Origin of the sequence: Vagococcus fluvialis, assembly GCF_003337315.1 — a bacterium.
In the GTDB taxonomy this organism is placed as follows: Bacteria; Bacillota; Bacilli; order Lactobacillales; family Vagococcaceae; genus Vagococcus; species Vagococcus fluvialis.
This window is the reverse complement of record NZ_QPJV01000010.1, coordinates 77,808-95,582: the sequence shown is the minus strand read 5'-3', so window position 1 is coordinate 95,582 and position 17,775 is coordinate 77,808. Positions and strand designations below refer to the sequence as shown.

General features: G+C 31.4%; 20 protein-coding genes. 5 read left to right on the top strand and 15 right to left on the bottom strand.

Annotated features, from left to right (window positions below; all coding sequences use genetic code 11):
- Positions 1–141: 141 nt before the first annotated feature.
- From DFR54_RS10175 to DFR54_RS10125, 11 genes are all read right to left on the bottom strand, one after another.
- Positions 142–795 (bottom strand): hypothetical protein, encoded by a 654-nt coding sequence (locus tag DFR54_RS10175; protein WP_114290127.1) that lies wholly within the window; start codon positions 793–795, stop codon positions 142–144.
- 125 nt (positions 796–920) lie between these two features.
- The gene (locus DFR54_RS10170) at positions 921–1,589 is read right to left on the bottom strand and encodes an HAD family hydrolase (RefSeq protein WP_114290126.1); all 669 of its coding nucleotides are present in this window, start codon (positions 1,587–1,589) and stop codon (positions 921–923) included.
- Positions 1,590–1,608: 19 nt separating this feature from the next.
- Positions 1,609–2,277 carry a fructose-6-phosphate aldolase gene (locus tag DFR54_RS10165; RefSeq protein ID WP_114290125.1) on the bottom strand — a complete coding sequence of 223 codons (669 nt, stop codon included), beginning with the start codon at positions 2,275–2,277 and terminating at the stop codon, positions 1,609–1,611.
- Positions 2,278–2,643 (bottom strand): PTS glucitol/sorbitol transporter subunit IIA, encoded by a 366-nt coding sequence (locus DFR54_RS10160; protein WP_114290133.1) that lies wholly within the window; start codon positions 2,641–2,643, stop codon positions 2,278–2,280.
- Between the two features lie 31 nt (positions 2,644–2,674).
- On the bottom strand, positions 2,675–3,670 hold the full coding sequence (gene srlE, locus DFR54_RS10155; RefSeq protein WP_114290124.1) for a PTS glucitol/sorbitol transporter subunit IIB: 996 nt from the start codon (positions 3,668–3,670) through the stop codon (positions 2,675–2,677).
- Positions 3,671–3,685: 15 nt separating this feature from the next.
- Positions 3,686–4,240: a PTS glucitol/sorbitol transporter subunit IIC gene (gene srlA / locus DFR54_RS10150; RefSeq protein ID WP_114290123.1), complete on the bottom strand. Its 555-nt coding sequence runs from the start codon at positions 4,238–4,240 to the stop codon at positions 3,686–3,688.
- Positions 4,240–4,725: a transcriptional regulator GutM gene (locus tag DFR54_RS10145; protein ID WP_114290122.1), complete on the bottom strand. Its 486-nt coding sequence runs from the start codon at positions 4,723–4,725 to the stop codon at positions 4,240–4,242. The genes srlA and DFR54_RS10145 overlap by 1 nt, the downstream gene beginning before the upstream one ends.
- Positions 4,726–6,573, bottom strand: coding sequence for a BglG family transcription antiterminator (locus tag DFR54_RS10140; protein WP_114290121.1), 1,848 nt, complete (start codon positions 6,571–6,573; stop codon positions 4,726–4,728). It abuts the gene before it with no gap.
- Between the two features lie 18 nt (positions 6,574–6,591).
- The gene (locus DFR54_RS10135) at positions 6,592–7,392 is read right to left on the bottom strand and encodes an SDR family oxidoreductase (RefSeq protein WP_114290120.1); all 801 of its coding nucleotides are present in this window, start codon (positions 7,390–7,392) and stop codon (positions 6,592–6,594) included.
- A gap of 185 nt (positions 7,393–7,577) precedes the next feature.
- Complete coding sequence (locus tag DFR54_RS10130) at positions 7,578–8,186, bottom strand: ECF transporter S component (RefSeq protein ID WP_114290119.1); 609 nt, start codon at positions 8,184–8,186, stop codon at positions 7,578–7,580.
- A gap of 96 nt (positions 8,187–8,282) precedes the next feature.
- Complete coding sequence (locus DFR54_RS10125) at positions 8,283–9,206, bottom strand: RluA family pseudouridine synthase (protein ID WP_114290118.1); 924 nt, start codon at positions 9,204–9,206, stop codon at positions 8,283–8,285.
- Positions 9,207–9,390: 184 nt separating this feature from the next.
- On the opposite strand from DFR54_RS10125, the gene DFR54_RS10120 reads away from it, so the two are divergent.
- The 5 genes from DFR54_RS10120 (at position 9,391) to DFR54_RS10100 (ending at position 14,135) form a co-directional block, all read left to right on the top strand.
- Positions 9,391–10,665, top strand: a complete 1,275-nt coding sequence (locus tag DFR54_RS10120; protein ID WP_114290117.1) for an ABC transporter substrate-binding protein — start codon at positions 9,391–9,393, stop codon at positions 10,663–10,665.
- 73 nt (positions 10,666–10,738) lie between these two features.
- On the top strand, positions 10,739–11,530 hold the full coding sequence (locus DFR54_RS10115; protein WP_249033385.1) for a carbohydrate ABC transporter permease: 792 nt from the start codon (positions 10,739–10,741) through the stop codon (positions 11,528–11,530).
- Entirely contained in the window at positions 11,527–12,351 is an 825-nt protein-coding gene (locus tag DFR54_RS10110) for a carbohydrate ABC transporter permease (RefSeq protein WP_114290115.1), read from the top strand. The genes DFR54_RS10115 and DFR54_RS10110 overlap by 4 nt, the downstream gene beginning before the upstream one ends.
- Positions 12,348–13,289 (top strand): prenyltransferase, encoded by a 942-nt coding sequence (locus DFR54_RS10105; RefSeq protein ID WP_249033384.1) that lies wholly within the window; start codon positions 12,348–12,350, stop codon positions 13,287–13,289. Before DFR54_RS10110 ends, DFR54_RS10105 begins: the two co-directional genes overlap by 4 nt.
- Positions 13,290–13,304: 15 nt before the next feature.
- The gene (locus DFR54_RS10100; protein WP_114290114.1) at positions 13,305–14,135 is read left to right on the top strand and encodes an ABC transporter substrate-binding protein; all 831 of its coding nucleotides are present in this window, start codon (positions 13,305–13,307) and stop codon (positions 14,133–14,135) included.
- A 28-nt stretch (positions 14,136–14,163) separates the two neighbouring features.
- Here DFR54_RS10100 and DFR54_RS10095 read toward each other — a convergent pair whose 3' ends face one another.
- The 4 genes from DFR54_RS10095 to DFR54_RS10080 are packed head-to-tail and all read right to left on the bottom strand — an operon-like array spanning position 14,164 to position 17,725.
- Complete coding sequence (locus tag DFR54_RS10095) at positions 14,164–14,901, bottom strand: HAD family hydrolase (protein WP_249033383.1); 738 nt, start codon at positions 14,899–14,901, stop codon at positions 14,164–14,166.
- A 51-nt stretch (positions 14,902–14,952) separates the two neighbouring features.
- A complete protein-coding gene (locus DFR54_RS10090; protein ID WP_114290131.1) occupies positions 14,953–15,828 on the bottom strand; it encodes a formylglycine-generating enzyme family protein in 876 nt (291 codons plus the stop codon).
- A gap of 8 nt (positions 15,829–15,836) precedes the next feature.
- Positions 15,837–16,613 carry a sulfite exporter TauE/SafE family protein gene (locus tag DFR54_RS10085; protein WP_114290113.1) on the bottom strand — a complete coding sequence of 259 codons (777 nt, stop codon included), beginning with the start codon at positions 16,611–16,613 and terminating at the stop codon, positions 15,837–15,839.
- Positions 16,610–17,725 carry a radical SAM/SPASM domain-containing protein gene (locus tag DFR54_RS10080; RefSeq protein ID WP_114290112.1) on the bottom strand — a complete coding sequence of 372 codons (1,116 nt, stop codon included), beginning with the start codon at positions 17,723–17,725 and terminating at the stop codon, positions 16,610–16,612. Before DFR54_RS10080 ends, DFR54_RS10085 begins: the two co-directional genes overlap by 4 nt.
- Positions 17,726–17,775 lie beyond the last annotated feature (50 nt).

Here is a 17,775-nt window from a genome sequence, read left to right as displayed (position 1 = left end):
CTATTATTTTTAGGTTTATTTAAGTTGCTTAAAAATAAATATCAAAATCAAAAAGTATTTAATAACTTTCACTTGACTATTTAATAGCTAGCTTTTTGAATGCATATTGTCATAAGAATAGTTTTTCGACAACTTTATATGTTAGTCAATTGCCTTAAAAAATAGAGCAAATGATTCTTTATTTGTACGTAGTTCTTCTTTATTAAATCCATTTTTCTCAAATTCAAGACTTCCTGCTGAGTCTTCACCAAAGCCCCAAAAACCAATTAATATCGGTTGATCTAGCGTAATCGTTTCCTCTTCATAACTCATTCCACTGCTAGCTGCCGCAGATGTTTCTTTAGAAATGATCGTATAGTTACTAGTAACTGTGTTTTCATTTACCATCAAGCCAACTTTTAAATTATCTTCCTTTAGATCCCAATCAGCTATTCCCCACTGAACAACTCCATACAAGTTATCCTTGGATACTGTATCTGCTGATAATGTTGCTAATTCTTTAGTTTCAATTAATTTATCTTTTTCATAGTGTTCCATGTAGATAATAATTTTATTAGCCTCTACATTAAATTCCAAACTTTCTTCGGTAACAAATAATAAATCATGAGTTTTAGTTTCTGAATCAACTTTTGAAAGGGTGTTATCAGGAATTCTCACTGCCTTATTACGACTAAAAGGCCACATGTTAAAATGTTTATTATTACTTAATAACCCACCTATCAACATACCTAAAATAAACAATAAAACTAAGAAAACAATTTTTTTAGTTTGTTTTTCCAACACTTTCTCTTTCATTAGTCTCTCCTCTCAAATAACAAATTAACCTACTTCATCTTTCGCCTTTATTTTAACATAAATATATAAATAGTTAAAAAACACTAATACTTAATTGTAAAGAAACAATAAGTATTAGTGTCTGTTTATTTTTTATTAACAAGTTCTTCTAAAAATTCTGGTGTTATTTCCGACATATTAGAAATAATAATATCTGCTGCCTCTTGGTTGATTGGCGGATAATTTAAATTATTATAACCGATACAAATCATTTCTGCATTTTTAGCAGCTTTTATACCATTTGTAGAATCTTCAACGACTACCACATGCTCTATCGGTACTTTAAGTTCTTCTGCTACAGCAATAAAAACATCTGGAGCTGGTTTTGAGTGAGCTACTTCCTCAGAAGATTTAATCAAATCAAAATATTTTAGAAAATCTAATTCAATTAAATGTCTTTTAATAATTTCTCTTTCACTGGATGAAGCGACGGCTAATAAATAGCCTGCCTTTTTTAAATTTGAAAGAGTTTTTTCGACATGTTCTATTGCCTCTATTTCTTCTGTTTCAAATAAATAGATTAATTGATTCTTGGCTTTAATTTTCAAGTCTTCTAAAGAAATATCTAAAGCAAAGTCTTTTTTTATACTTCCCCAAATAAAATCTTGAGTTGTTCCACAAAAACTTCTTAAATAGTCTTCACTTGCCTCTTTCCCAAAGCTTTGAATCACTTGTAATTCTGATTTCATATAAAATTTTTCAGAATCTACTAACACACCATCCATATCAAATATAATTAATTTTAACTGGGTCAAGTCATCACCTCTTATTATTTTAAATAGAATTTTTATTATATAAAGAGAACCAATCTTGATTAAAATCTATTACTGCTTGATTAACAGCTGCAGTATCTAAGTTTTCTTCAATAATCTCTGTTCCTATTGTAACAGACTTAGCTCCAGTTGAAAGTGCCTCAACTACTTGTTTACTATTTTTAAAACTCGCTGCTAAAATTTTTGTTTCAGACTTAGAACGATCAATTTCATTTTGTAGATGAGTTAAAACTTCTAATGAATTAACTCCCATATTCTCCATTCTATTAAAGTAGGGAGCTATATAGTCAACGCCTACATTAATAGCCATTAAGCCTTGGAAAATAGAATAAATCGCTGTAGCTGTTACATTAAATCCTTCTTTTTTTAATTCTTTCATAGCCTTTAAGCCTTCAGTTGTTGTTGGAATTTTAACATACGCATTTTGATCAATCTCATTAATTATTTTTCTAGCATCAGCTATCATGTCTTCAGAGCTAACACCAACTACTTGAATATGTAAACTTTTCTCAGGTCCAATAATTTTTCTGATTTCTTTCATATGAGATTCAATATTTACTTTTCCATGCTTTTTAATAATTGACGGATTCGATGTTACTCCTGAAATATTTAAACACTCATTATATGAAGCAATTTTATCTAATTCAATTGTATCTAACATTAATTCCATTTAATGACCTCCTGAAATAAAAATTTCTTCTCCAATAGTTATTTCTGGCAAAGCTTTATCTTCTACATATAAAGTTCCTGGCAATTCAGCTTCCCTACTACCATCAAATTTGATAGTAATATGCCCTAGTTCAGATAAGTTTTTTCTAACAACAGAGCCTACAGCTGTGACACTATATTTTTCTGATCCGATACTAAGTTCCATCCCTGCTTCAATTTCTCCTGTAACAGGTTCTACTTTTATATTGTAGCAGTAATCAGATAAACTTTCTGGTGCATTTTCACCAAATAGGATAATCATCCCCTCTTCACGAAACATCTCTGCCTCATTTCCAATATTGATTACTTTTGTTTTATATAATGTTATCATTTTGAAAGCTCCTAACTCATTTTAAAATTTATTGATATAATCCAAAACTTGCTAACCATGCCACAATAACTCGTGGTACACCATTTAAAAATCGTGAATAGAGAACTGACGGTACTCCAACTTCAACTGTTTCAGCCTCAGCTTCTTCTAAACCTAAACCAACAGGAATAAAATCACAAGCATTTTGAGTATTAATAGCAAAAAGTGCTGGTAAAGCTAATTGAGGTGGGATATTTCCACGTCCAATCTCAACCCCGATTAAAGTTCCGATAACCTGACTAATTACTGCACCAGGTCCTAACAATGGAGATAAAAACGGTAATGAACAGATAAATCCAATCACCATTAAACCTACTACATTTCCTGCAAGTGGTGACATGATTTTAGCAAACCAATCACCAATACCAGAGCCTTGAATAATTCCTATTAATAAAGAAACAAAAGCCATAAAAGGAATAACCGTATTGATCATTGTTTGTACACCTTCACGAGCTGACTGATTAAAGGTTGCTACAACTTTTCCTGCGCCCATACCAATTTTTGCGATAAAACTCTGTTGCTCTGCACGTTGTTCCGTAATTTTTTTATCTGTACTATAAGTAAATTTCTTTTCTGGTTCTGCCTCGTTGTTAGTTTCAACTTTTGCTGATTCTTCAGTTGATGTAATTTGGTTAACACCTACAGCTGATACGTAGATATCTTCTGTAATATATTGAGCCAAAGGACCACTTTTTCCTGTTGGTACAATATTAATAGTTGGAATTTCTTTTTTAGGATAGATACCACAACGAAGTGTTCCTCCACAGTCAATAATTGCTAATGCAATTTCTGAATCCGGAATTGATGTTTTAAAACCATTAACAGGTTCCATTCCAGATAGTTCAGCAATTTTATCTACTATTGCAGGCTTCTCACCTCCACCAGTAATATAAATAAATTTATGTTTTTCTTCTGTTGGTGTAATAATTAAAGGACCACCAAAACCACCATTACCTTTAGTTACTTTTATACTTTTATAAGCCATGATTCTTCTCTCCTTTTAATTATGAGTAGGTGCAACTGTTTTACTTAATGTGATGCCTTGTTGTTTACAAACAAAAGCTGTTGTGTAATCTGTTACCCAACCACCAATAAAGTTCATCAACATACCAACTAACATATATCTAACAGCTAAATCCATTGTATTAAAACCTAATTGCTCTATTCCAGAAGCAATCCCTAACCAAACAAATAATTCACCTGGATTAATATGAGGAAATACCCCATTACTTGTGTGACAAAATTGAGCTTGAGCAGCATAGTAACTTGGTTTGTAGTATTCTGGTAAAAATCTTGCCATTGTAAAAGACATTGGATTTCCTAGCATAAAAGCTGATAGGAAAGGCAAAACTAGATAACGAGTAAATGGATTTTTAGCAGATATTTTCGCCACTTTAACAACTTTATCTTCTCCTAAAAACGCAATTAATGTATTCATTAATACCATTAACATTAATACAACTGGTACAATTCCTGTCATCCAACTAATAAAAGTTTCAGCACCTGTTTGAAATAATCCCATGAAACCTTCAGCAAATTTTGTTATAAATTGCATTATTCAACACCTCTTTTTAATTTTTTTTGAATCGATTCTTTTGCAATATTCATATGAATTCTAGCGTCCATTAGTGGAGAAACTGGTGAGTCTTCCACATAATTTCCAGCTTCAACTCTAATATAAATTTCTCTTGCATTCATAATAGCTTGTTGCATTAGCTTATTTTCTTTTGCCACTAAATCATGATTTTCTGATAAATCATGGATATTTAATCCGTTAAATTGAGGTAAAGACTTGAATTTAGCCATTACCGTAACCCCTTGCATTTTTACTGATTCAAGAATGTCACCATTATTATTGACTGCAAACATCACAATAGTTCCTGCTTTAATTTTTCCAGCCCGTCTACCAATAGCGACTTTGCCTTTTCTTCTTAACATTTGATAAGTTTCATTAAAATGTTTAATTTGCTTCATTCCAAAAACAATTTGGAGTAAATAAGCCCCGATACCAAACATTCCTAATACCACAATAAAATTCATTTAAAAAACCTCTTTCCTTACCCATTTTGAGAACTCTTCTGAATTATTTATTTGATGCAACTCATTTGCTTTTTGTGAGTTAGAAATAATACTAAGCATGTAATCATATAACTGTAAAAGTTCTGATTCAACCTTATCATTCATTTGATCTGGTATACCAACCATAAAAATAAACTCAATATCATCATTCTCAATTGGGTTTTTCTCTAAAACTCCGAGATGAAAAATGATTTTTTTACTACCAAAATTAATTGCGTGAGGAAAAGCTACCCCATTACTAAAAACTGTTGTTTGTTGATCTTCACGATTGAAAATTCTTTTTTGGAAATTTTTGTCTATCATATCTAAGCACGTCATCGACTCTATCATTGACGTGAGTTGAGCTTTATAAGAAATATCTGGCGATACTTTAGTAAAAATAAATGAAACATTTTCAAAATGTAATTGATTTACTTTTTTTACTCTTTCCCACTCTGAATGTAACCATTCATTATTAAATAAATTAGTAATTCTAATAAGTGGTACTTTCTTATCAACATTTTTCAGTGGCACTGTTGTAAAAACTGCAAAATAATTAGACAAATTTGTTTGTTGATATTCTTCTTCTGTATATGTTTTCAAATTGATATTATTGCCTAAAACTTGCGTGATCTGCTGTTTCATAAGTGCTGCTGTTCCTTTACCTGTGTTACAAACAATTGCTATTTCTTTTTCTTTGTTTTGATCTTTACGCATCATTAATTCAAAATAAACGGCTAAATAACTTGTTTCGGCTTCAGAAGCTGCTCGTCCTACTAACTCTTCAATTTTTTCCATTCCAACTTTTCCTATTTCATATGCAAAAGGGTATTTTTTCTCAATTTCTCCATAGAAATAATCATAGTTTTCAATTCTAAAAATCAAACGATTTAATAAATATAACAAATGAAATCTAATTTTTTCATATAACTCATCTCTTTCAAACTCAACACTTGTGATTTTAAAAATATGATTTAGCATCTTATCATATAAATCTCTAACAAAGGGCTCATTCATATAAACTTTCTCAACAGCCCCAGTATTACTAATATTGAGCGGAAAACTAATAAAATCAATATCATACTGACTTAGACTAATTCGGTATAAAGATTCAATTTGATAAATAAGTTCATCAAATGCCTCATCGTTTAATTGATAATTGGTATAATGAGGAATTGGTTTTGTTAAATTATTTTTACTGGAAATTCTATCAAGTGTAATTTCTAATACTTTTTTCCATGTATTCACGCTATTTTCAGGAATATTTCTATGTTTAGCATATTTATCAACAAAAGGATTTATATCTTCTAAAAAAATATGTGTTGGGAAAAAATCATGGATATGATATAAGTTAATCAATCTGAGTTCAAACTCATCACCTTTAATTTCTAATCCTTTATTAGGTGTTCCAATTAAATCGACTCCAAAATGTTGGACAATCTCTTTTACTTCTTGTAAATCTCTATTAGCTGTTCCTCGACTAACCTCAAGTTTTTCTGCTAAATCATCAATTAAAACATATTCTCTTGCTTCAATTAATTCCTTTAAAATAAATGCAATTCGTTTAGTAGAAGAATTAAAATCGATACTTTCTTTCAAACCACCTTTTAAGATTTTATCAAAGGCCGAATAATCCAGTATTTCCATTTCATAACTTGTTTCGTGTTTATAAATAGCTGCAATTCCTTTTATTTCTTCATTTAATAACTCGATATTTTTTCTTAAAGTTGGATAACTTTTACCAATAATTTCTTTTAACTCAACTTCTTCAATTTGACCATATGTAACAAATACATTTAATAGGTCATACCACATTACAATTTGTGACAAACGAATCCCTCACTTCTATTAACCCCTTGTTTTTCCTCCAGCCACATTAGTTGTTACCCCTGTAATGTAACTAGAACGGTCTGATAAGAAGTAACATACTAAATCTGCTACCTCAGATAATTTTCCACTTCGGCCAAGTGGAATCGTACTTGTTTTGCTATATCCAGCTCTTAATTCCTCAACAGAAATATTTCTTGTGTAAGCAAGTGCTGTTTCATAAGCTAATGTTCTTAAACCGGTTTCTTCCATAATTCCTGGAGCAATTCCAACAACTCTTACTCCTTGTTTTCCTAATTCTTTTGACCATGATCTTGTATAGCTATTAACAGCAGCTTTTGTCGCAGCATAAGCGCTTTGTCCTTCTGAGCCTTCTAAACCACTTTCTGAGGACATATTAATAATCACACCAGATTGTTTTTCTACTAATATTCTCCCTACAGCTTGGCTCATTAAAAATAATCCTTTTTGATTAATCGCTATAATTTTATCAAAGACATCATCTGATAATTCATATTCACTATGGGATTTTTTTGCATCTACTAACAATCGAGGAATATTAATCCCTGCATTATTGACTAAACCGTCAATTGTTCCAAATTTTGAAACCACTTCTGCTACAGCTTCTTCTACATTTTTACGATTAGAAACATCCACTTTCACAAAATGTAAATTCTCATGAGTAACTGATCCCTCATTTAAATCAAAGTTTGCTACTTTAACCCCTTCATCCAATAAAGCAGAAACAACACTAGCTCCAATACCAGAAGAACCTCCTGTTACAATAACCACTTTTTCTTTAATACCTAACCAATCTGACATATATTTCACTCCTAAATAGTTGTTACCTGTATTATGCAACCACTTCCAAGTAAAATTAATATCATCTTTTTTCTATTAACTAAAAAAAACTTATACTAATATTTTAACCTAATAATTATTGTTATTTTTATCTAATTTAAAAGACAAAAAAACTGGCGACATAACTCGCCAGTTTTCGTTTTATTTTATATTCTTGTTTCTGGTGAAAGATTTGTTGCAGCAAAAATTGCTTTCACAATTAATGGCGTAATAACCATTGCAGCAATCATTTCTGGTATCCCATTTGTTCCAACGACAACTAAAAGAACGGAAAGTAAACCTGAAGTTGTTGTATTATAAGCTGCAGCTACTGGACCTGTATACAAAGCTCCCATAAATCCAAGCACTAAAACTGTATTAGTTAAAGCTCCTAAAGCAGATGCCACAACTGTTGATAAATAAAACTTACTTGTTTTTTTATAAAGTAATGTAAAAATTCCTCCAGCTACAAGACCTACTAAAATTCTAGGTAGAACTGAAACAATTGGATTGGTAAAAATTAATGTATCAATAGGTGTTGTTGGCATTGTCCATGCCCTAAACATGGTTGAGAGTCCCCAAACTAGCCCAATTAACATACCATCTTTTGTGCCAAGAGTGATTGCAGCCACAATAACTGTTATATGAATAATTGTTAAACTTGTTACAAATAATGGAATAAATCCTAAGAATGGAACCATTGATTGCACAAGTATGATTGCTATCAATATCCCCCTAATAGATAAACGATAAGCCTTACTACTAATACCTGACATGATTTTTCATCTCCATTTTTAATAATTTAAAACAAAGATAACATTTTTCTGTCTAAATACCTAGTGAAATAGCTTCATTTATAGGATATTTAACTATTAGTTTTCCTTTAATAACTTATTAAATTTTTTTGGTACTTTTGAAGTGAATTTCATTTGTTTACCTGTCACAGGATGTTTAAAGACTAACGTAGTAGCATGTAGTCCCACTCGCTTCAAAGGATTACCATGAGCTCCGTATTTTTTATCTCCGACAATTGGATGGCCAATCTCTTCCATATGAACACGAATTTGATTTTTTCTACCTGTTTCTAACATAACTTCAAGTAAACTATAATTTTTATTTCCTCTAATTTTTTTGTAGTGTGTAATAGCTTGTTTTCCACCATTATCAAAGGAACTTGAATACATTTTAAAGGTTTTACTTTCTGTTAACCAAGATGTAATGGTACCAGATTGTTTTTTTACATTTCCTTCTACAAGAGCTGTATACATTCTCTCAGTCACAATCTCTTTCCAATTTTCTTGAAGCGTTGCTTTCATTTTTTCATTTTTAGCAAATAACATAATTCCTGATGTGTCTTTATCTAGTCTATGAACTACGTAAATTCTATTTTTCGGATGATGACGTCTCACGTAAGCCATCAACTGGTTATGAGCCGTTACTTCAAAATCTCTTGGGTTACCTGCAATAGATAACATACCTGATTCTTTTTCAATGACAATTAAATCATCATCTTCATAAATAACTTCTATTCCAACTAAAGCTTGCTCACTCATTGCCATTTTATTGTCTTGAATTAAAACACGTTGCCCTTTTGTCAAAGGGTGATTATGTTGTGTAATAGCTTCATTATCAACAAATATTTGTCCTCTTGTTAAAGTTGATTTAATAGCATTTCTACTTTTCCCTTTCATTTCTGATAATAGGAAAGGTAATAGAGTTGTATCTTCTTGAACAACTAAGTATTGACCTTGATTTTGTTTACTAATTTTATTTGCTTTTTGATTACTTTTCTTCATATTTAATGGCTCTCTTCTCTTTAATTTCTTTGTCCTATTTACTTTAACATGTTTTTATTAAAATTCATAAAAATTTTCCTATATCATGTAAACAATTTTTTTAAGATAGCCTTTTGATTTAAAGCTTTTTTTTCGTTATAATTAGGCGTTGTAATTATTCATTTAGGAAGAAGGAAACGATGAAATGAAATTGAAAAAACTTGTATTTGGAACACTACTAACAACTCTATTTCTAGGTGCTTGCTCAAATGGAAACAAGCAAGCTGACTCTAAGGATGACAGCGTGAGTGGAGAGATTACTGTTTTAACAGACAGAACAGATGGGGAGGCGCTTTTCAAACAAATTGAAGCTAACTTCATTAAAGAATATCCTGAAGTAACAAAAGTTACTTTTGAAAATATTGCTGACTATGACAAGTCCGTCTCTACTCGTTTAAATAGCGGTGAATACGGTGATGTTTTATTTATTCCCTTTTCAATGGCTGGTAACAGAGAAAAATACCCTAACTATTTTGAAAGTTTAGGAACAACTAAAGACTTAGGTGAAAAATATTTAGATGTTTACGAAGCTGATTATAAAGATGATGTTTACGGTTTACCTGTTGCCCTTAATTCATTAGGTATTATTTATAATGAAGCAGTTTTGAAAGAAGCTGGTATCACTGATACACCAACAACAACAAAAGATTTTATTAAAGATTTAGAAAAAATAAAAGAAACAACTAATGCGACACCTTTTTATTCAAATTATCAAGCAGTAGCTATTTGGGCTGGTGCTTTGACATCGTTTGGCGGTGAACAATTTAAATCAGAAACATTAGAATCAGGAGACGCTTTTAAAGAAGGAATGCCTATTCGTGAAGTAATGGATTTATTTTATGAAATGTCATCAAAAGGTTTAATCGAAAAAGATCCTATGACCTTAGATAGTCAAACAGCCTTTTCACAACTTGCTAAAGGCGAAATCGCTATGTTAATGCACGGCTCTCAAGAAGTCCCTACTATTCAAAACTTAACAAAAGACCCAATAAAAATTATGAATTTTCCTGTTGAAACAGACGGTAAAACTAGTTTCCCAATTGGAGCACCTGCTGTTATCGGAATTAATAAACATTCGAAAAACAAAAAAACCGCTGAAGCTTTCCTTGATTATTTTGTTTCAAACAAAAGTGGTTATGTAAAAGATTTAAATGGAATGCCTAATTTAAAAGCAGATCTTTCTAAAAAAGAAAAAGAATTAATTGATAATAGCAATGTGATTTTAACAGTCGCAACTGAAACACCTGAAACAAATGCTAAATACACTGAAATAGCTAACGAAGTTGGAGTCGCTAGGTTAACAGATGTCTTACAACAAGTTATTAACATTGGACTTTATCCAGATAAAAATATTTCTTATGAAGACTATGTAACAGAGCTTTCTAACAAGTGGACTACTGCTGCTAAAAATCATGAATAGCCTTAAGAAAAAAAACTTTCAGCTACTTTTATTTCTAGTCATCCCAACTCTTCTTTTATTGGTATTTGGTATCTTGCCAATTATTAATTTATTTATTATGAGTTTTACTAATTGGGGTGGCATCGGACTAGACTTTAAATGGGTAGGATTTAACAATTATTCTACCCTTTTGTCTAGCTCTGTTTACTGGAAGTCCTTAAAAGTTAATAGTTATTATTTAGTATCTGGTCTTTTACAAATGATTATTGCCTATTATTTTGCCATTATATTATCAGAAAAAACTTACGGGAAATCTTTTTTTAAGAGCCTTTTTATTTTACCCTCACTCATTAGTAGTATTGCAGTGGCAATGATTTTTCGGCTATTTTTTAGTCCAGATGGGGCTTTTGATCAATTTTTAAATGTTCTACATTTAAGCAGATTTCAAACATTTTGGTTAGGAGATCCTGATCAGGTTAATATTACTTTGGCTAGTATTTCTTTATGGCGTAATCTAGGTATTAGTTTTCTTTTATACTACGGAGCTATTCAAAGCATTCCTAAAGATTATCAGGAAGTTTGTTTATTAGATGGAGCTACTTTGTGGCAAAAAACGAAATGGGTTATCATTCCCCAAACTAAAAAAATTATTTTTTTAAATACTGTCCTACTGATTATTGGTGTTATATCTGTTTTTGATATTCCTTTTATTTTGACAAATGGCTCTAATGGAACAACAACAATAGTCATTCAAACAATGAAATTAGCTTTTGAGCAACAAAAATATGGACTTGCCTCAAGTCTATCAGTTTTAATTACCTTATTAATTGTTTTACTAAGTGGTTTTCTGCAATTAATCAAGAAAAAAGGAGCTAATAAACTATGACGATTTTAGGAAAATCAATCAAATATTTAAGTCTTTTGATTTGGTCTTTTATTATTTTATTTCCTTTAACTATTCTTTTCTTTGGCTCTTTTATGTCCTTTGAAGAATTTTCTATTTCTCAAGGTCTTAGAATTCCAAATAGTTTTCTTTATCTTGATAATTATACAGAAGCGATTCGAGAAGGAAATTTGGTTACTAGTTTCTTAGTCACCTTTACAATTATGTTAATTAGTATTATTTTGAGTGTTTTTATTGGTTCAATGGTAGCTTATGTCTATCAGCGTTTTGATTTTAAACTAAAGAAAACTTTATTATTTGGTTATTTTTTAGTATCAGCTGTTCCCATGGTTGTTACTCAAGTAGGAACTTTTAATATTATGACTAGTTTACATTTATATAATACAATTTGGGCACCTATTTTACTTTACGTTGGTGCAGATGTGACAATGATTTATCTTTACTTACAAAACATGGAGCAAATTCCCGTTGAACTAGATCAAGCTGCTATGATGGACGGTGCCTCATATTTTAAGATTTTTCGTCACATTATTTTTCCAATGCTAACGCCTGCAACAACAACGGTTATTCTGCTGAAAATGCTTAGTATCTATAATGATTTTTATATTCCCTATTTATACATGCCGACTAGCAAATTACCGACTATTTCAACAGGGATTTATCGTTTTGTAGGTCCTTATCAAACAAACTGGCCGTTAATTTGTGCCTTTATATTATTAAGCATGATTCCGATGCTCGTTATTTACTTATTGTTACAAAAATACATTGATAAAGGTTTATCTCAAGGGAGTGTCAAATATTGAACCTTCAAACTTTAATTAAATGGGCGTTGGGTTTTCCAAAAAGAGCTTACACTGTCATGGAACTTCGCACAGGCTTTGCAACAGGACTACCTATTTTTAGCACAAGTCTTTTTGCAAGTTTCTTAACAGGAAGAATAAATGCTCTATATTTAGTTCTCTTCTTTATTTGTGGGTTTTCATTTAATATTGTTGCCAATGTGGCAAATGAAATTCGTGCCTTTATGAAAAATGAAGAAAGCGAAGAAACATTTACTGGACATTTAGGAAGTGAAGGATTAGTAAGAGGTGACGCTACTTTTTTAGATGCTTGCCTTGTTTTACTTGCATGGATTGCTTTAGGTGGCTTAACTGGTTTAGCTTTAGTCTATCTCACTAAAAGTCTTGGTTTATTTTTACTTGGTCTTTTAGGTTTACTTGCTGCTATTACATATTCATTAGGTCCGTTCGCCTACATCGTATTACCCATTGGTGAACTTGTTTCTGGTCTTTTAGTTGGCGGTTTAAGTTCCCTTGTTGCCTTTTGGCTTCAAACTGGAACTCTTACAAAAGAAGCTTATCTTTACGCTTTTATTTGCATGATGTTAACTGTTTTTTTAATGTCCACAAACAATGCTGGTGATTATGATAAAGATCAAGGAGTTAGAAAAACTCTTCCTCATATCATTGGTTTTAGAAACTCAATTTTACTAATGATTCCTGAAGGTATTTTAGTTTTAATTGCTTGGAGTTATTTGAGTTTTAGTGTGTTATTATGGTGGCAATCCCTCATTGGATTTATTATATTTTTTATCCAAGGTTATTTAAGATGGTTAAAAGATTATTTAAAAATTCAAGAAGTTTATCCAGAAATGGGACGAGATTTTGGTCCAAGACCACTGCTTTTAATCCGTTCGTTCCACTTCATCATGGGACTTTCATTTTTAATCACCATTCTGTAAAGAAGGAGAATCATTATGGCAACAATTAAATTACAACAAAATAGAATCAATCCCTTAGTTTTACCTGTTATTCTTTCAAAAGAATTAGGTTTTTTTGAAAAACATCAAGTAGAGGTTAATCTAGAGTTAGCTGATAACTTTGTTTTTCAAGGAAAAAATGCCTTTTTAACAGGTGAAGTTGATGCTCAAATGGGAGATACAACCTTCTTTTTCTATTATTTAAAAGATGGTAAAGAGGCTGTTATTACCTCTACTTTAACAAGAACTATTCAGTTAGCTGGTTATAATAACTACATGGAAAAAGAAAATCTTAATGCTGGTATTAGTCAAACAGGTCTGTTTAGATTTTTTGTAGATACTTATTTAAAGAATCAACTGCCACCTTTAACTTATACTTTCATTAACAACACCTATGAACGAATTGAGGCTTTACAAACTAAGAAAATTGATTGTTTAGTGGCAATTGAACCTTTTATTTCTACTGTCTTAGAAATTCCAGAGACTAAAACTATTTGGCATTCTAAAGATATTGATGCCTGTTATGTGATGTGGTGCTTTGACAAACAATTTACTGAGGATAACCCTGAAGACGTTAAAAATTTTCACCTAGCATTAGAAGAAGCCGGTCAATATTTTAATCAACAAACGAACCTTGAGAAAGTTAAACTCATTGAAACATATTGTCATTTACCAAATGAAAAAGCAGTTTCCTTTTCAGATTTTGAGTTTGAACCTCAAAAAAACTATGCTGAAAAAGATTTTGTTTTATTACAAGACTGGTTATTTGAACAACAAGAAATTAATAAAAAAATAGCCCCTGAACAAGGACTATTTTCTACATTTTAAAGAAAAGAAGCTACTTCTTTTATACCCTTTACACCTTTTTAAGGAATTGTGATTCAATGATGTCACAGTTCCTTTTTTCTAGAAATTCTTTAACTTCAATTAAGTCTGACATTTGATGAGTTGGTTGATAGACTCTTTCTTTACTCACTGGTAGTTGTTTTTGTAACTTATACTTGCCAGGAACAGGTGGTAAATCAGTAATATCATCTTCAACTAAAATAGAAGGAATACCACCTCTACTAGCTGCCTCAATTCCAGCAAGTGAATCTTCTAATACTAAGGCATCTTTTGGATCAATTCCTAGTCCAGTACAAGCTTTCAGGAAAATTTCTGGATCTGGTTTACCTTTAGTTACCTCATCTCCAGCTATAATAATATCAAATACATCAGGCATCTCCTCAATGTCTAAATATAAAGAAATGATTTCTCTTTTTGATGATGAGGCTAAAGCAATTTTATACTTATTTTCTTTTAAAAAACTTAACAACTCTAATAAACCTTTTTTCTTATACACTCGTTTTTCTTCATCTAATATTTCATGTTTTGTTTTAGTCATAAAATCACGCCAAGTATCTGTATCTTGATCACTTCCATAAAGCTCTTTTAACTCTTTTCTAAAGCCTTCTTCATTTCTACCAGTTAATTGGTAATACACATTTGGATTTAATTCAAAATCAAATTTTTTAGCTGTTCTCGTGTAACCTCGGTAAGCAAGCCTTCCTGTATCAAACATTAATCCATCCATATCAAAAATTACTAATTTCAACTAATACACCTCTTCTTTGAATATCTGACTATTATAACATAAAAAAACTATCTAATTTTTAATTAGATAGTTGCTTTGTCTAACCACTCTAAATCCCATGTTATTACTAGTTGAATCTCCTGTATTTCCATTTCTAGCAGCAATCCTATATCGTTTGCAATAGGATTCGTGGCATAAAAAAGAACCACCACGAATAGCATAAGCTTTATCATCTCTGGTTTGATTTTTTTCAACAAAATCTGCTGATGATTTTTGTTGAAATTCCTCTAAATCAATTCCTTGAGGATTTAAGCACCATTCCCATACATTCCCTACCATTTGATACGTACCATAATTATTTGGTTCGTAATATTTTGCTGGCGCTGCCCCATCAAAACCATTATCTAAAGTATTAGTTAATGGGAAATTCCCTTGCCAGATATTACAATGGTAATCATTGTTCTTCAGAAATTCTTCTCCCCAAGGATAGCGTTCATAAGTTGTTCCACCTTTATCGGCAACTTCCCATTCGGCCTCAGTTGGTAATCTTGTACCACTCCACTCACAATAAGCCAGTGCATCATTTCTAGAAACATGAACAACAGGGTGATTTAGTCTATCTTTCAAGTTAGAACTTCTACCTTCTGGATGTTTCCAGTTAGCTACTTGAACTGCGTACCACCAATTTAATCCAGGAATTTCAGCTGACTTTAGCTTTTCTTCCATTGTTAAAAAGTAATGAAAAACATACGACCAACCATATTGTTCTGCCTCTGTCACATAACCTGTTTCCTGAACAAATTGTTGAAATTCTAGATTGATAATTGTCGTATTACTTATTTCAAAAGCCTCTAATTGAATCTCAACTTGAGGTCCTTCTTTATCTTTTACGAAACCATCTGCACTATTTGTTCCAATTAAATAACTTCCACCGGGAACTTTAACCATTTCGCTCATTAAAACACCTGCCATCCATTATATATATTAATGATTAAGACTAAAATAATAACCCATTGATACACTTGGTTGACTCTTTCATCGGTCACTTTTCCACTGACAAAAGAACCTAAGAAACCACCTAAAATAGCGGCTGGTATAATATAGTACAACATGTTCATATCGTAACGACTCATATCAACTGTCACAAAAATCGTTATGACTTTTGTTAACTGAGAAAAGAAAATAGTAATAATTGAATAGATCGTTGCTTGTTTGATTGGAATATTAAAAAGTAACATCAACAATGCCACATTAATTGGCCCTCCACCAATACCAAGTAAACTAGCTAAAAAACCTAATAAAAGACCAGAACCTAGTGTTAAAACTGGCGATTGGTAATTAAAATTCTGCCACATTCCCTTACTATAAAGATAAGAAAAAACTAACGTTATAACGGTTAAAACAATTTGAACAAGCTGAACTTCACGACCTGCTGGAAACAAAGCAAGAATTTTTTCAAACACTATATTTCCAAGTAAACCACCCACTACTGCACCTAAAGAAACTTGAATTGCAAAGGGCCATTTAATCTGAATCCCATTTTGAAGTTGATTACTAGTAGACACCACTGACATTGTTAAAACTGCCACACTGGAATAAAAGGAAATTGCTGCTACTGAATGAACATGGAGCAAATCAAAAATAGGTTTAATTAATACACCACCGCCCATTCCAGAAATAGCTCCGATAGTATTTGCAAATACAATAACAATAAAATAAATACTTCCAATCATCTTTCAAGACTCCTAACATAACTAACTAATTGAGGTAGCTCTTTTGTATACGTGTCTAATACTTCTTTAAAACCACAATACGTATCTTCCTTATTCACATAAATGGTGTCTGACATCCGCTTACAACCACCACCACAAAGGTTTTGATAAGGGAAAGTTAGACATTGTTTCGTTTCGTTTCTCTTCTCACACATAAAAGAAATATTTATGTCTTGAGAGAATAATTCTTTTAATGTCTGATTTTGAATGTTACCTAATCGGTATTCGTCCATGACATAGAAATCGCAAGGGTAGACACTCCCGTCACCTTCAATAACATATTGAGTTTGACATTTCCCATTAATCCCACAAGCAGTAACTTGACGGTTAAGCAGCAAATGAAACAAATCATCAAATAATTTAATACTAATATAGTTACCAACCTTCATTTCAGCTAACCATCTAGCATAAATTCTTTTATAAAAGAAGGCAAACTCTTCAGGATTTAGTGCGTAATCATGTTGATACTCATCCGAAAGTGCCTCAAGACAAGGAATAAATTGGATAAACTTAATATTTTCTTCTAGTATAAAATCCATTAATTTATCTGGTTCTCTAGCCACTTGATTCGTTAAGACAGTTAAAATATTGTATTCAATACCATGTTTATCAAAAAGATCTTTTGTTTTTCTAACTCGTTGAAAAGTTCCTCTTTGTCGCCAATCCACTCGTCCCTCATCATGGAAAATAGCTGGTCCATCCATAGATAGACCAACTAAAAAATGATTTTCTTTTAATAACTGACACCACTTATCATTAATAACCATCCCATTCGTTTGAATGGCGTAATTAACTTGTACTTTTTTTGATTGTCCATTAATATAATCAATCAAATAGCGATAAAAAGGTAATCCTGCAAGAGTTGGCTCCCCTCCCTGAAAGGCTAAGGATAATGTGTCACCATCTTCTAAATCCACATAAATCTGATCAATCATTGTACTCGAAAGTTCTTTAGTCATCTTTCCATAAGAATTAACTTCTCTTATAGAACTAATGTCATTATAAAAACAATAGCAACATTTAATATTACATAAAGAAGAAGCTGGCTTAATCAAAACAGATATATGTTTCATTTTTTTATCCTTTCAGACCTAGGCGAATAAATTCACTTTCAGGTGCGTCA

What these genes read in the sequence shown, in the direction of transcription:
- DFR54_RS10175 (WP_114290127.1), bottom strand. Translation starts at nt 795, where the DNA reads ATGAAAGAGAAAGTGTTGGAAAAACAAACTAAAAAAATTGTTTTCTTA.
- DFR54_RS10165 (WP_114290125.1), bottom strand. Translation starts at nt 2,277, where the DNA reads ATGGAATTAATGTTAGATACAATTGAATTAGATAAAATTGCTTCATAT.
- srlE (WP_114290124.1), bottom strand. Translation starts at nt 3,670, where the DNA reads ATGGCTTATAAAAGTATAAAAGTAACTAAAGGTAATGGTGGTTTTGGT.
- srlA (WP_114290123.1), bottom strand. Translation starts at nt 4,240, where the DNA reads ATGCAATTTATAACAAAATTTGCTGAAGGTTTCATGGGATTATTTCAA.
- DFR54_RS10145 (WP_114290122.1), bottom strand. Translation starts at nt 4,725, where the DNA reads ATGAATTTTATTGTGGTATTAGGAATGTTTGGTATCGGGGCTTATTTA.
- DFR54_RS10135 (WP_114290120.1), bottom strand. Translation starts at nt 7,392, where the DNA reads ATGTCAGATTGGTTAGGTATTAAAGAAAAAGTGGTTATTGTAACAGGA.
- DFR54_RS10130 (WP_114290119.1), bottom strand. Translation starts at nt 8,186, where the DNA reads ATGTCAGGTATTAGTAGTAAGGCTTATCGTTTATCTATTAGGGGGATA.
- DFR54_RS10125 (WP_114290118.1), bottom strand. Translation starts at nt 9,206, where the DNA reads ATGAAGAAAAGTAATCAAAAAGCAAATAAAATTAGTAAACAAAATCAA.
- DFR54_RS10120 (WP_114290117.1), top strand. Translation starts at nt 9,391, where the DNA reads ATGAAATTGAAAAAACTTGTATTTGGAACACTACTAACAACTCTATTT.
- DFR54_RS10110 (WP_114290115.1), top strand. Translation starts at nt 11,527, where the DNA reads ATGACGATTTTAGGAAAATCAATCAAATATTTAAGTCTTTTGATTTGG.
- DFR54_RS10100 (WP_114290114.1), top strand. Translation starts at nt 13,305, where the DNA reads ATGGCAACAATTAAATTACAACAAAATAGAATCAATCCCTTAGTTTTA.
- DFR54_RS10090 (WP_114290131.1), bottom strand. Translation starts at nt 15,828, where the DNA reads ATGGTTAAAGTTCCCGGTGGAAGTTATTTAATTGGAACAAATAGTGCA.
- DFR54_RS10085 (WP_114290113.1), bottom strand. Translation starts at nt 16,613, where the DNA reads ATGATTGGAAGTATTTATTTTATTGTTATTGTATTTGCAAATACTATC.
- DFR54_RS10080 (WP_114290112.1), bottom strand. Translation starts at nt 17,725, where the DNA reads ATGAAACATATATCTGTTTTGATTAAGCCAGCTTCTTCTTTATGTAAT.